The organism is Acinetobacter seohaensis (genome assembly GCF_056431365.1).
On the sequence record NZ_JBWKMK010000015.1, the window covers coordinates 1 to 13,272 of the forward strand.

A 13,272-nucleotide genomic window follows, 5' to 3' on the forward strand; every position below is an offset into this window, starting at 1 on the left:
CGTTGCTGATGCTGTACGTCACCGTGCTGCTGTCAACATCGGTCGCCTTAACCGTGCCGATCACATCGGCATCGCTGCTGTTCTCGTCATAGTTAAATGTATAAGACACAACTGCCGTGCCTGGATTCGCTGGATCTACAAACACTGGCGCGTTGTCATTGATATCCTGCTCGTTCAGCGTCACGTTGATGTTGCTGCTGTTCGTGCCATCAGTTGCCGTCACCACCAGGTTGTGGATGTTCGCAAGTGCCTCGTAGTCATTCGCCGCAGCAGCTACGCCCGCTGCAGTCAGGCTGATCTCACCCGTGTTGGCATTGATCTCGAACCAGCCGTTGCCGTTGCTGATGCTGTACGTCACCGNGTTTGGATCTACAAACACTGGCGCGTTGTCATTGATATCCTGCTCGTTCAGCGTCACGTTGATGTTGCTGCTGTTGGTGCCATCAGTTGCCGTCACCACCAGGTTGTGGATGTTCGCAAGTGCCTCGTAGTCATTCGCCGCAGCAGCTACGCCCGCTGCAGTCAGGCTGATCTCACCCGTGTTGGCATTGATCTCGAACCAGCCGTTGCCGTTGCTGATGCTGTACGTCACCGTGCTGCTGTCAACATCGGTCGCCTTAACCGTGCCGATCACATCGGCATCGCTGCTGTTCTCGTCATAGTTAAATGTATAAGACGCAACTGGCGTGCCTGGATTGTTTGGATCTACAAACACTGGCGCCTTGTCGGTGCTGTTCGTGTCATCGCTTGCGACAGGTGTCCAACTACCACCACCCAAACCATGCTCAAATGGTTTGATAACTGAAGGTAATATTGGGTACTCAATTCCTAAAGGCGGAATATTATCTACCACTCGGTTCAACATTAAAGGTTTGATGCCATCGGCGACAGATGTTTCGCCCGCACGAGTAAGTTGAACAAAACGATGACCACCTTGCGTTACATCAGGATCTCCATCAAAAGACTCTCCCGCAATTTCAACATAATCTTTACCTTCTTTTTTAAATACTCGACCATCATCCAAACGAACAACATCATTTTGTTGTTCTGTATCATTCATTTGCTGAAATGATTTTGCAAAATTTACAATTTTATCTAGATCCGAGTTTGGTTCACCTAGCAAAGAATTGAGGCTAAAATTGCCGTCATTATTGATTAAATCTTTACCATGAATTTCAACAACTCGGCCATTTGAAAGCTGCAACACGACACTACTTTCTTCTGAAAGATGCAATACATCTTTCACCTGAAGCTTTGCCCCCTTTTTTAGAATTATTTTTTTATTTGTCTTTGAAAAACGCCAAACATCACCATCAACAGAGATTATTTTTACCGATGTATTCATTTATAACTTTACCTCAATTTGAAAGTTTAGCCATATCAATTATTTATGCTTTACATGACCAAATTTATTTAGCGCAGACAAAAAACCATCCTAGATTAGTTAATTAATATACTATATTAATGTTACAATCCATATACGTTTATCTGCTTAAGTTGGCATTTTTTTTACTTAATTAGTTACTAAGGCGCATTTGATATGCGTATTTGAATTGCATTATTAACTTTATTTAAAATATAAGTTCCGTTATGTCGATCAATCCAATCACATTGGGATTCATAGTTATGTTGAGTCGTTTTTTAGTTATTTGCCTGAGTAGTATGTGTATTTTTTCGACTTATACTCTTGCAGCTGAACCACAAAAATCACTTCCTCCCACCACTAACAATCTAAACAATTTAGCACTATTAAACCAAGCCGACACATGGTCTTTAGATAATCTAAATAAAGCGGAGTGGTCGGACAATCTTGAAAAAGGCTATCTTCCTGTTTACGCAAAGTTACAAGTGCTGTTGAGTCGCCATTACTCATCCTCAGGAGCAATTGATGGTACATGGGGGCTAAATACTGTGAAAGCCATTTCAGCTTTTCAGATTATGAAGGGTTTAAGTGGTGACGGAGTGTTAGATGCAAATACTTGGCGGCTTTTAAATGAAGTTACGACTCAACCGACGTTTATTGAGTACACCATTACAGCACAAGACCTGAAAGGCCCCTATGTTCAATCTATACCTGCGGATTATGCTGAACAGTCAAAGATGAAGGGCTTGTATTACACTCGAGTGACTGAAATGCTCGGTGAAAAATTTCACATGGATGAATTGTTTTTACAAATAATAAATTCAGGCGCAAGTTTTAATAAAGTCGGTGAAAAGATTATTGTCGCAAATGTGCAAAATATATTACCAAGCAATACAAAAACCATCATCGCGCACAAAGGTTCAAAGCAACTATATTTGCTTGATCAACAAAATAAGATGATCGCATCGTTTCCTGCTACGATCGGTAGTGAAGATAACCCATCCCCCTCTGGCATGCACACTATTAGCAGTATTGTGTCAAATCCACACTACAGTTATAACCCGAATAATTTCATCCAAGGGAAGAATCTCAAGCATTTGAGCTTACCACCTGGGCCAAATAATCCAGTTGGAAGTATTTGGATTGGTTTGTCTCGTCCTTCGTTTGGAATTCATGGTACGCCAAACCCTGCTTTAATTTCCAAAACTTCATCTCATGGGTGTATTCGCTTGACCAATTGGGATGCAAATAATTTGTCTAAAATTGTGCGCAAGGGAATGACAGTGAAATTCTTAGAGTAAAGGCTATCCTAGCCTCCACTTTGCTGCCGGTAATACCCCTCCTTATTCAGAAAGTCTAAGAAACTATCGGTAATAGGATAAGAAAGCTTTTCTGCTTCAATCACAATAAGTTTATCTGGTGGCATCATCGCACTTTTAAGAACCTGTAAAATAGACCGATAATATTTCACTATCTCATCTTCGGAGAGTTGATCTATTTTGCTCGACTCTCCTTCAGTTTTTCTCAATATTATTTGCATAGCCGTGTAAAACGGAATTTTTGAAAAATTTGTGTTTAAATCTAAATAAAGAATCGACTCATTGATCTGCTGTTTTTCTCTTTCTAAAATTCTTACTTTACTTGCCTCCATTTCCAATGACATTTGGATTCCATAAACATCATTCATACTGCTACCTATTCGCTACCTTTTTTATTTTAATAAAAAACCACTTACGATTAGTACACGTAAGTGGTTGTTTTATATGGTGGGCCCAGACAGACTTGAACTGTCGACCAACGGATTATGAGTCAGAACAGTAATTCATAAAATAGACAATAAATACAATAAGTTAACCAATAATCCTGATGCAAAATCCAATAAAAACAAGGAGACTCCACCCAATAAAAACAACTTCTTGATTTGTAAGAAGTTACAGGTTTTCAGACTTCAAAATAGCTTTTCTAAGCTATTTCTATACTTGATGTAAATATAAGGTAAATAAGCTGATTTTTCTGGCATGGGTTTGCAATAGACCCCAAAAAGACCGCAAAAAACTGCTAGACCCTAGTAGATAGATCCCAGAAATATAATGATTATTTGATTGACCCTACAAGACCATAACTCTTTTTCCAATTGCATCTCAGACCTTAATCTATCCCAATTGAACTTTAATCACCCTGTACAGGATATAGTTTTTTTTGCAGTAGACCTATGAATGGGGGGGTAGCCTATTTTTATTTTTTTATTTAATACCGAACCTCCCCCTTCAAATTGGCATTTGTCCTTATTCATAAGGGCTTAGCCAGTTTTGCAATATGGGATATTTGCTCCCCCTTTATTTGGATTTTCTTCTCTCGATGTAACTATCTAAGTATAGAATTTCTCTCGATCATAAAATCCAAATATCACATGGACTTCACCGCATTCAGTACTATGAGTTTTATTCTGATATTAAAAAAGGTGAGCAATGCCCACCTTCTCCTACGATCAAATTTACCCTCAATCAGACTTCATCGTAGATCTCAGTTAAATTTTTTATTTCTCGCTTTTTTCGTCCACTTTTTGCATCATATTCAACCCCGTTTACAGATACGTACTTAGTTCTAAAGGATCCTTCCAGATCACTGAACACATAGCCATATGCACCTAGACTATTGAATCTCACTTTCTTCTTGTCATAAGGTTTTTTATCATTTCTCACTTCGACATTGGTATATCTTTTCAAAAACCGAATCGAACTGCCATCCGTGAAAACTAACTGTTTCTGCTCATTTACACATACATCTTCCAAGGGGTGCTCTTCAAGGAGAGCAACAACAGACCTGTTTTTTGCAAGCAACTTAAGCCAACGGTTCATTAACTCCGTAATCTCAGCATACCCATACCAATTTTCCTCCCGATTATTTTTGGGTAACCATTGCTCAAGTCCCTTCATGACAGATTTTACAAGGGGATGCATTTTATATTGAAAACCGATAGTCATTACACTATTAATCCGATTCTTCTGGATGGCGTCAGCTATATCTACAATATTACCCAGACGATCACTCAGTTTCCCCATCTGTTCAAAAATTTCATAATGAACTGGTTCCTCACTTTTATCATAGAGGTTAATTCCATCTTTTACATTTTCTTGTAAATAGCTAATGAGAGTGTCCGAATTCGTCTGAACTCTATCGATGACATCAGCAATCACTTCAGGAATGACCTTTTGCTTCATTTGCTTCATTTCTTCCGCACATAGCTCTAGGTTAGCAAGCAATTCATTATCAAGTACATCCTGCGATAAATTTACTTTCACTTGAGCATGAGGCATCAACCCTAATAGGCGAAACTTTAGGTAACTACTATTGAAGTAACATTTATGCAAGTCGAGTTGGTATCGTCTCCCTGCCAAACTTGGTGTATTTAGACATATTTTTTTATTATCCAGCATAAACCCCTTACACTGTAATACTTCATCAGTCAGTGCATTGAAGGCCTTAACCCTGTCCATTTTGTCGTTAATCAAGTCCTCAAAACCCTCGAACTTATCTTTGTTTATTAGCTTCAGGACTTCATATTCCAGATAATATTCCATCTTTTTAAATTGTTCGTCCATCGTAGACACATGTATTTGGTGTTCCTTGTTGCAGTCAATCTTTTTCACCTCGATGTCTTGTGAAAGATGAATAAATATAGGTGGGTTTGCTTTACGCATTCGCCCAATAAATTGGGTAATTTCTTCAGGATGAGCGTATTGACCCATGATATGCACGCTATCGACTTCATCATCGACATTATTCAAGTTAATCGCTTCATCCATAATAGAAGTGCAGAGAACTACTTGATATTTTGAATCTAGTTTAGAAACACTCAACATCTCAGTACATTTTTTACGCGACATTTCATCCCGATTGATAAGCATTACCGAGTAACCTTGCTTCTCTAGGTATTTCTGAATAAGCTTAGATTGTGCAATATCATTCAGTCGAACCAATACAATTTTGTTCTTACCTTCTTTCTTTGCTTCCGAAAGACGAGTACAAATATGGCGCAAACCATTTAACTTATGCGCTTCCTTGTATCTTCGAATATGAATACTGCGGTTTAGGTCTACCGGTTTGTGAATATCAAAATAGTGGCTGCTATTAATGCCAAGTTGTTCGAATAACGGCTCAGTTAAAGTAGCTGTCAACAAAACAGTTTTGTCATATTTGCCATTTTTGATGGATGACAATAAGGGATAAATCGCTTTGTCACGATAATTTCCTGCAGAATAAAGCTTCTGGCACTCATCAATCACAACAACAGTTTTTTGATCCAAATAATTTTTTATTTTGTCATACTGGTCATATGTAATGACTACACTGGATTTGCATAAGTTCTTTAGCCTTTCTTTGGGAATTGACTTTTCTCCATGTATAAAATGGATATTTTCCTGCTTTCCATAGTCTTCTTCACATTGCTTGACCTGAGCAATGGTTGGACAACATAACACCACCTTGTGATCACGCATTAAAGATTTAAGCACAAAAGTAGTTTTGCCCGCCCCTGTATTGGCTCGGATCAATGTATTGCCATGATGCAGTTGAATTCTATCTTGAATGGTTTCGTCTGCATTCAATTCGATAACCTGTTTTTTAGGTAATTTAGACACGAGTTCTCCTATGAGGTGCCTTTGATGGCACCCCAGATAAAAAGTGATTTGAATTAAGGTGAGTTAAGCGACTTTCGCTTCACGGATTTTGCTTGCTACATGTTCTGATGCAGCCAGTAAAGTGTCAGATTGCAAATGGGCATATCGCTGAGTCGTTTGTGGTGACGCATGTCCAAGTAAATGCTGTACCACATATAAGCTTTGACCACTGTTCACGGCTAAGCTTGCAAAGTTATGACGTAGGTCATGAATACGCATATTGTCGATCCCTGCAATAGCCATTACTTTGTCAAAGGTTTTACGGATATCATTGAATGCCAAGCCTGTTTGTGGATTGGCGAATATATAACGATGCTGTTTAGACATCTGATGAATAATAGACAGAGCATCTTGATTCAAATGTATGCGTCTGGCCTTACCTGACTTATTTTCAGATAGCAGCCATACGCCTGTTTTAAGATCAACGTCAGCCCATAGCATATCCAGTGCTTCTCGCTTACGCACACCAGTCAGCAGTAAGAATTTAATTACAGCAACAATGACCAGATTACTGATGCCAAACTGTGTTGGCTGGCTGAGAACATTCATCAACTTTTTCAGCTCATCATCATTGAGATAGCGTTCTTTTTGGTTATTCTCCTTATATTTTTTCACTCGTAGTACTGGATTAGTTTCAATTAGCTCATGATCGATTGCCATATTGAAGATTGACGATAATAATGCTCTTACACGATTAATGGTTGCATTACTCAGCTTCTTCTGATGGCGTAAATCCGCAATTAACTGGCTTAATTGTCCCGATGTAATTTCCTTAAAGGTATAGTTCCCCAGTACAGGCGCAATATGCATTCTTAGGCGTGATTCATCATCACCATAAGATTTCTTACGACTCTTGGCCTCAACCAAATAAACAGTTTGTGCAAACTGACCAAAGGTAACTACCTGTGGCTTCAGTTGCTGCGCAAATGGATGACAGTTCTGACTGATTAAGCGATGGTATTTCTCTACCTGTGGCTTTAAAGCTTTAAGTTTCATAATAATATTACTATGAGAACATGAACCCAAGCTTTGGGATATTTTCTTACCTTCGTAAGTCAAGCGAATAATGAACCGAATACCTTCAGCGTTACTGATAAATTTCAAGCCTTTGAAGCCAGAAGTTAATTTGCTGACATCATATTCTTTGCCCTTTTCAAATTGGGACCAATCGATATTTTTAAGTGACATATAACATACTCCTCATATCAAAAAAAATAATATATTCAAGTTAATCAACCATATACGAATGAAATGATTGTTCTTTTGCTTTTTTAAGGGCGCAAAAATCCCTAGCGGGTTAACGCTATTTATCGAAAAATTAAAGGTTTTTTATCAGGGTAGTGACGGTATAGATCACTTAACGAACGAATTTACCGATTTACATTGAAGTTAGCAGTTGCATGCTGACTGCAAACTTTATGTAATACCCATCAAGGTTTTCTTGAATGTCCTTTCCCTGCATTCCACAGTTGAACAGATCAGTGCACAATATCTGTTCAAGATAGATTGTTTATAGGGTTCAGCTATCTATTACTTTGAAACTGTGAGTGATGAGTTCATTTGGAGTTCCTCTTCCTCGTATTCATCATCAAACATACTTAAAAAATCGTTCAAATCATCTATCAAAACAACAACAGGTTCGTTGTCGAAAGGATCTGTTGATTCTGACAACTCATAACCGCACTCATCTAAAAGTTCGTTAATCTGATCATCAGTCAGTTCAAGATCATCACGGTTTGCTACTTGTACATTTAACTTTTCCATTTAAATTTCCTCTGTGGTTGATTGGAACAAATACAGATTATCAATAAAGTGCTCTTTTCCAAAATCTGGGTTGCAGATTATTTTTTTATTACAATTATTAATTTATTATCAATAACATAAAGTATATAATTACGAATTATTTATAGCTATATTTAGACTTATGGCAATTCCAAAACATGTATTGAACATTTTGAATCAGAATATTGACCTAGTACTCAGCAATCGATTAAAAGCAAAACATTTAATCGAACTTGCAATCCCGTGTCAGGCTCATGGCGACGATATTCTTTCGATTAATCAGTGCTTAAACCCATATTGCGGAAAACGCATTAAGCAAAGACAGGCGTATTACTATTTAAATCAATTCAAGACATACCACCCCTATGCGCAAATTTCAGAGCAACCTAATGAACATTTTCAAGACTTAAAATTAGTACCTAGACTCATCAATAGACATTATGACAAACATGGCTTGATCATTCCGCTTGACCAGAATTTCAAGCAAAAAAGAGTGAATGATAAAGAATTTCAGGATTTCATGACTAAAATTTTAAATAAAGATGGTTTCAAAAGTTCTGGCGAGTTATATCATCGCTTTATCTACGAATTTAAGTTCAATCACTGGAAAGAATTTCAAATCCAGCATAATGCTTTGCAGAGTAAATATGGAACGTATAGGCTCCATCCCTATATCAGTAGGAATACATTTAACCGTTATTTAAGAGATTTTTTTGAACAGAATAAAACCCAAATGTCCCAGTTCAAGTATAAAATTCTGAAGTCACCAAACACAAAGATTGGATATTACACTCGCAAAAATAGAACTAAAAAAATCATTTCTAGTGAAATCTCGAAATAGGCAGACCCAAGGACTAGTAGACCCTTAACCTGCTTATCCTGTACACCTATCAAGCCTTACCAACAAAAGAAAAAGAAAAAAATACCGTAAAGCCGAAAAGCTTTACGGTTCATTCTGCGGTACGTGCTACGGTCAATAGTCACTGGGCAGTAAGATCGTGGTTACGGATCGATCAGCTTCGGTTATGATCCAGATTTTATCCTTGGAAAAGTTGTAGCTGGATAGGATGCGTAAGTGCATCAGTAAAGCTTCTTCATTGGATTCTCGATCTTCTTCACACACGTCACCCCAATCTCCCTGATGATGTCGTGCAAGTAATGCCAGTAAGTCAATGTTTTCAGCTTCAGCGAAGCGAAGTGCATTCGGTGTAGACACGACTTGGCCTAAAGCAAATAAGTTTCGCTTGGTCATAAAACTCGCTCAGATTAAAGTTAATAGTGAGGTTGCTACGTCAGGAGTGGTGTTACAGGTCTACATCACTTGTAGTTGATGTTGTTCAAAAATAGCTTTCGGAACATAGACCAAAATGCCTTCATTGTCGTTAAGCATGATGTAGACCTCAAACCAATCCTTCTTCTTTTCAACAAACTCAATCTCTCCCATGTTCAGCTTTTCAGAAAGACTGAAGCTAAGATTTTCAAAAGGCTGAATTAGGTCTTGCTCATCTTCACAAACAACAAACCACCCATGTAGGGTGGCTTGATAAGGTTCTTCATACTGATGCTCAAGGATGTGCATCGTTTCAAGAATGGCATGAGCTATGGGCTGTTCATGCACTTTCTGGATATCTGCTTTACTCTTGATCAATTTCATCTTCACTACCCTCATCCATCGAAGTAGATTCAACTTTTTCAGCAGCTTTATGCTGACGCTTTTTTGTGGATTTCAGTCCAGTAGTTTTATCAGCGTGAGATGAATCGATATCTTCTTGCCCCGTTTTCAGATGACTTTCCAGACCAATTGACCAGAGTTCATAGTCTTCATTGACTTCCAGCAAACGTGCTGTTTGTGGATGGGTATGAATCACGTTCTGATCGACCAGTACAGCCCCTAAAAAACTTGAGTTATTGACTGACTTACCAATGAACAGTGATTTCAATGCGGTAGCATGGAAAGGCTTGCCTTCTTGGTATAACTTACCAAGCAGTTGAATAATGTCATCGACTTTGATCAGCTCTGCACTAAAGCCTCCTGTAGACTCATTCTTGCTTAATGCAATACCAAAAGATTGATCTTCACTGTGTTGCCATAATTGATAGTGCAGTTGACCTTCAGCACGATCAGAAAGTTTATTGCAGGTAAAAGTATGAATCAGGTTATAGCCTATTTTGTCATGAATACGTGGTTGCATGGTTTTGATTCCTGTAGACGTAAAAAATCCCAATACACCGAATGGCATATTGGGATAGATGAAATTGAAATGGTTTACTTATAAGATGACTTTCAATACAGCACAGACTTTGGTCACATTATCACTGTCCATATCATTGCAGACACGAATAGCATTCGCTATGGATTGGGTTTGATGATGCGGAATACATTCCAATACATCTGACACTGACTCAAGTTCTGGATAATATTTTTTCATGGTCACTCCTTTGGCTTCAGACCACATAAATAATATCTTCAAGAAATACGGTTTCTTACAGCTATGAATAAAAAGCTGAATAGGCTAGACCTATACGCCAAAATCTGTCGCAATACTATTTTTATTACATGATAAAAATAGTATTTATCGGTAAACTAACCACAATTTGCTTCATATTTTAATAAGGTTCAAGATGACCCAGGTTCAATTGCAACAACTACAAAGACAGCTTTGGAATATTGCCAATGACTTACGTGGAAAAATGGGTGCTGATGAGTTTCGTGACTATATCCTCGGTTTCATTTTCTTCAAATATCTGTCTGAAAAAGCAATTACCTTTGCCAATGAGCTTCTGAAAGATGAAGGCATGGCGGAAAAGTACAATGAATTGGATGAAAGTAATCCTGATCATGCAGAACTGATCGAAGGCATCAAAGAAAACTCAGTCGAAGAAGTTGGCTATGCCCTAGCACCAAAACAATTGTTCCACTCCATTGCTGAACTTGGTCGTCAAGGCACATTCATTCTGGATGATCTGTCAGATACTCTGCGAGGAATTGAACGTAGTACTTTGGGTGCTGAATCTGAAGATGACTTTGCCAATCTGTTTGAAGATCTTGACCTCAACTCAACCAAGCTAGGCAATAATGCTAATGACCGTAATGAATTGGTCAGCAAAGTACTCACTCATCTGGACAATATTGATTTTGACTTGAGTAACTCAGAATCTGATGTTTTGGGTGATGCTTATGAATACCTGATTGGTGAATTTGCTTCTGGTGCAGGTAAAAAAGCAGGTGAATTCTATACCCCTCAAACTGTATCTACCCTCCTTGCTAAAATTGTCACACAAGGCAAAGAGCGCTTACGTTCTGTATATGATCCGACCTGTGGTTCAGGTTCTTTGCTATTACGTGTTAAACGTGAAGTCAAAGACGTAGATATGATCTTTGGTCAGGAGATGAACCGCACGACCTATAACTTGGCACGTATGAACATGATTTTGCATGACGTTCACTTTGCGAAATTCGACATCAAGCAAGAAGATACGCTCACACGTCCTCAGCACATTGATCAGCGTTTTGAAGCTGTTGTGGCCAATCCTCCCTTCTCAGCAAAATGGTCAGCGGACCCAAGCTTCCTACAAGATGAACGTTTCAGCCGTTTTGGTAAACTTGCACCAAGTTCGAAAGCAGATATGGCATTTGTGCAACACATGCTTCATCAATTGGATGAGCAAGGCACAATGGCCGTTGTTCTTCCACATGGTGTATTGTTCCGTGGGTCAAGTGAAGGTGTGATTCGTCAGTACCTCATTGAGAAAATGAATGTGGTAGATACCATCATTGGTTTACCTGCCAACATCTTCTACGGCACATCTATTCCAACCTGTATCTTGGTACTCAAGAAAAATCGTACCCATACAGGTGATATTCTGTTCATTGATGCTAGTAATGACTTTGAAAAGCAGAAGAACCAAAACAAGCTACTGCCTGAGCATCTCGATAAGATCATTGCAGCTTTTGAACAGCGTCAAGATATTGAGAAATATGCCAAGGTTGCTACGCTGCAAGAAGTCAAAGACAATGATTACAACCTCAATATTCCTCGATATGTAGATACCTTTGAGGCTGAGGATGAAATTGATCTGAATGCCATTGCTCAGCAACTCAAAGACCTTGAGCAGCAAAGCCAGAAAACTGATGAAGTGATTGCTAAATTTTGCAAAGAGCTTGGCATTGATTCACCTTTTGCGGAGGTTAAGTAATGGCTGTGCCAAAGTTACGATTCAAAGAGTTTGATACAAACTGGTCTTTGAGTTCGTTGGGTAAGATGACCACTTATTTTAAAGGATATGCTTTTAAATCTGAATCTTATAAAGATTCAGGAATCAGAATCATTCGTGTGTCTGACTTAGGAAGAGAGTCAATTAAGACAGATAATGATTCAATTTATATTGAGGCTAATAATGCATCAGCTTATGAGAATTGGATTATTAAAAAAGATGACATCATAATTACAACTGTAGGTTCTAAACCACATTTAGTAGATTCTGCAGTTGGTCGTCCAATTTATGTAAAAAATAATAATGAGGGTCTATTAAATCAAAACTTATTAGTACTGCGTCCAATCGATGAAACAGTAGATTCTTATTTTATTTACGCTCAGTTGTTAGATAAAAAGTACTTAACACATATTGAACTTATTCAAAGAGGAAATGCAAATCAATCAAATATTACTGTTAAAGATTTGCAAGATTTTGAAACGTATATAACTTCCAAAAAAGAACAAACTAAAATCGCCTCTTTTCTTTCCGCAGTAGATGAAAAAATCAGTCAATTGACACAAAAACACCAACTCCTCAGCCAATACAAACAAGGCATGATGCAAAAGCTTTTTAGTCAGCAGATACGTTTCAAAGCGGATGACGGCAGTAAGTTTGAGGAGTGGGTGGAGGAAAATATATTAAAAATTGCATATGTATCAATTGGTTTAGTTACTACCATGACCACAAACTATCGAGAAGATGGTGTTCCATTAATTCGTAATTCTGATATTAAGCCAAATAAAATAGCAATAGATAAATTAATTTTTTTAGATCCAAATTTTGCAAATAGTTATGAAAATAGAAAATTGAAAGTAAATGATATTGTGACGGTTCATACAGGTGATGTAGGGGTTTCAAGCATAATACCTAAAGAGCTAAATGGAGCAATTGGGTTCGCAACTATTAATACTAGAGTCATTAATGAAAAAGTTAGTCCTTATTATCTAGTGTGGTATTTCAATTCTAAGAAATTTATTAATTGGTGTGTAAACTATTCAACAGGAGACGGTCGGCAAAATCTTAATCTTAAAGATTTTAATACGGCTATCATTCCATTGCCTTGCCTAGCAGAACAAACCAAAATCGCTAAATTCTTGTCAGCCATTGACCAAAAAATTGAAGTAACTGCACAACAAATTGAACAGGTCAAACAATGGAAGAAAGGCTTGTTGCAACAGATGTTTGTATAAG

13 protein-coding genes are annotated in these 13,272 nt (G+C 38.0%); 4 read left to right on the forward strand and 9 right to left on the reverse strand.

Features of this window, described 5'->3' with window-relative positions; genetic code table 11:
• Positions 1 to 1,345, reverse strand: a 1,345-nt coding sequence (locus AC07E5_RS01475; protein WP_498624502.1) for a cadherin repeat domain-containing protein, incomplete at its 3' end; no start/stop codon positions are given.
• A gap of 281 nt (positions 1,346 to 1,626) precedes the next feature.
• Between AC07E5_RS01475 and AC07E5_RS01480 the strand changes: the two genes are divergently transcribed.
• Positions 1,627 to 2,664: a L,D-transpeptidase family protein gene (locus tag AC07E5_RS01480; RefSeq protein ID WP_498624503.1), complete on the forward strand. Its 1,038-nt coding sequence runs from the start codon at positions 1,627 to 1,629 to the stop codon at positions 2,662 to 2,664.
• Positions 2,665 to 2,672: 8 nt separating this feature from the next.
• On the opposite strand, the gene AC07E5_RS01485 is transcribed toward AC07E5_RS01480, so the two are convergent.
• From AC07E5_RS01485 to AC07E5_RS01500, 4 genes are all read right to left on the reverse strand, one after another.
• Complete coding sequence (locus tag AC07E5_RS01485; protein WP_179995541.1) at positions 2,673 to 3,050, reverse strand: hypothetical protein; 378 nt, start codon at positions 3,048 to 3,050, stop codon at positions 2,673 to 2,675.
• 817 nt (positions 3,051 to 3,867) lie between these two features.
• Positions 3,868 to 6,003 (reverse strand): DEAD/DEAH box helicase, encoded by a 2,136-nt coding sequence (locus AC07E5_RS01490; protein ID WP_498624504.1) that lies wholly within the window; start codon positions 6,001 to 6,003, stop codon positions 3,868 to 3,870.
• Positions 6,004 to 6,066: 63 nt separating this feature from the next.
• Positions 6,067 to 7,230 (reverse strand): tyrosine-type recombinase/integrase, encoded by a 1,164-nt coding sequence (locus tag AC07E5_RS01495; protein WP_498624505.1) that lies wholly within the window; start codon positions 7,228 to 7,230, stop codon positions 6,067 to 6,069.
• A gap of 342 nt (positions 7,231 to 7,572) precedes the next feature.
• On the reverse strand, positions 7,573 to 7,806 hold the full coding sequence (locus AC07E5_RS01500) for a hypothetical protein (RefSeq protein WP_498624506.1): 234 nt from the start codon (positions 7,804 to 7,806) through the stop codon (positions 7,573 to 7,575).
• Between the two features lie 160 nt (positions 7,807 to 7,966).
• On the opposite strand from AC07E5_RS01500, the gene AC07E5_RS01505 reads away from it, so the two are divergent.
• Positions 7,967 to 8,665, forward strand: coding sequence for a hypothetical protein (locus tag AC07E5_RS01505; RefSeq protein WP_498624507.1), 699 nt, complete (start codon positions 7,967 to 7,969; stop codon positions 8,663 to 8,665).
• Positions 8,666 to 8,797: 132 nt separating this feature from the next.
• Here the strand turns inward: AC07E5_RS01505 and AC07E5_RS01510 are convergent, their stop codons facing one another.
• The 4 genes from AC07E5_RS01510 to AC07E5_RS01525 all read right to left on the reverse strand — a co-directional run bounded on the left by AC07E5_RS01510 (position 8,798) and on the right by AC07E5_RS01525 (position 10,253).
• Entirely contained in the window at positions 8,798 to 9,076 is a 279-nt protein-coding gene (locus AC07E5_RS01510; protein ID WP_171431985.1) for a hypothetical protein, read from the reverse strand.
• Between the two features lie 60 nt (positions 9,077 to 9,136).
• On the reverse strand, positions 9,137 to 9,478 hold the full coding sequence (locus AC07E5_RS01515) for a hypothetical protein (RefSeq protein WP_366181722.1): 342 nt from the start codon (positions 9,476 to 9,478) through the stop codon (positions 9,137 to 9,139).
• Entirely contained in the window at positions 9,459 to 10,016 is a 558-nt protein-coding gene (locus tag AC07E5_RS01520; RefSeq protein WP_498624508.1) for a hypothetical protein, read from the reverse strand. Before AC07E5_RS01520 ends, AC07E5_RS01515 begins: the two co-directional genes overlap by 20 nt.
• 78 nt (positions 10,017 to 10,094) lie before the next feature.
• The gene (locus AC07E5_RS01525) at positions 10,095 to 10,253 is read right to left on the reverse strand and encodes a hypothetical protein (protein WP_005236238.1); all 159 of its coding nucleotides are present in this window, start codon (positions 10,251 to 10,253) and stop codon (positions 10,095 to 10,097) included.
• Between the two features lie 193 nt (positions 10,254 to 10,446).
• Between AC07E5_RS01525 and AC07E5_RS01530 the strand changes: the two genes are divergently transcribed.
• Both AC07E5_RS01530 and AC07E5_RS01535 read left to right on the forward strand, forming a co-directional pair.
• Complete coding sequence (locus AC07E5_RS01530; protein WP_498624509.1) at positions 10,447 to 12,021, forward strand: type I restriction-modification system subunit M; 1,575 nt, start codon at positions 10,447 to 10,449, stop codon at positions 12,019 to 12,021.
• Positions 12,021 to 13,271: a restriction endonuclease subunit S gene (locus tag AC07E5_RS01535; RefSeq protein ID WP_498624510.1), complete on the forward strand. Its 1,251-nt coding sequence runs from the start codon at positions 12,021 to 12,023 to the stop codon at positions 13,269 to 13,271. Before AC07E5_RS01530 ends, AC07E5_RS01535 begins: the two co-directional genes overlap by 1 nt.
• The last annotated feature ends 1 nt before the right edge of the window (position 13,272 follow it).

What these genes read in the sequence shown, in the direction of transcription:
- AC07E5_RS01480 (WP_498624503.1), top strand. Translation starts at nt 1,627, where the DNA reads ATGTTGAGTCGTTTTTTAGTTATTTGCCTGAGTAGTATGTGTATTTTT.
- AC07E5_RS01485 (WP_179995541.1), bottom strand. Translation starts at nt 3,050, where the DNA reads ATGAATGATGTTTATGGAATCCAAATGTCATTGGAAATGGAGGCAAGT.
- AC07E5_RS01495 (WP_498624505.1), bottom strand. Translation starts at nt 7,230, where the DNA reads ATGTCACTTAAAAATATCGATTGGTCCCAATTTGAAAAGGGCAAAGAA.
- AC07E5_RS01500 (WP_498624506.1), bottom strand. Translation starts at nt 7,806, where the DNA reads ATGGAAAAGTTAAATGTACAAGTAGCAAACCGTGATGATCTTGAACTG.
- AC07E5_RS01505 (WP_498624507.1), top strand. Translation starts at nt 7,967, where the DNA reads ATGGCAATTCCAAAACATGTATTGAACATTTTGAATCAGAATATTGAC.
- AC07E5_RS01510 (WP_171431985.1), bottom strand. Translation starts at nt 9,076, where the DNA reads ATGACCAAGCGAAACTTATTTGCTTTAGGCCAAGTCGTGTCTACACCG.
- AC07E5_RS01515 (WP_366181722.1), bottom strand. Translation starts at nt 9,478, where the DNA reads ATGAAATTGATCAAGAGTAAAGCAGATATCCAGAAAGTGCATGAACAG.
- AC07E5_RS01520 (WP_498624508.1), bottom strand. Translation starts at nt 10,016, where the DNA reads ATGCAACCACGTATTCATGACAAAATAGGCTATAACCTGATTCATACT.
- AC07E5_RS01525 (WP_005236238.1), bottom strand. Translation starts at nt 10,253, where the DNA reads ATGAAAAAATATTATCCAGAACTTGAGTCAGTGTCAGATGTATTGGAA.
- AC07E5_RS01530 (WP_498624509.1), top strand. Translation starts at nt 10,447, where the DNA reads ATGACCCAGGTTCAATTGCAACAACTACAAAGACAGCTTTGGAATATT.
- AC07E5_RS01535 (WP_498624510.1), top strand. Translation starts at nt 12,021, where the DNA reads ATGGCTGTGCCAAAGTTACGATTCAAAGAGTTTGATACAAACTGGTCT.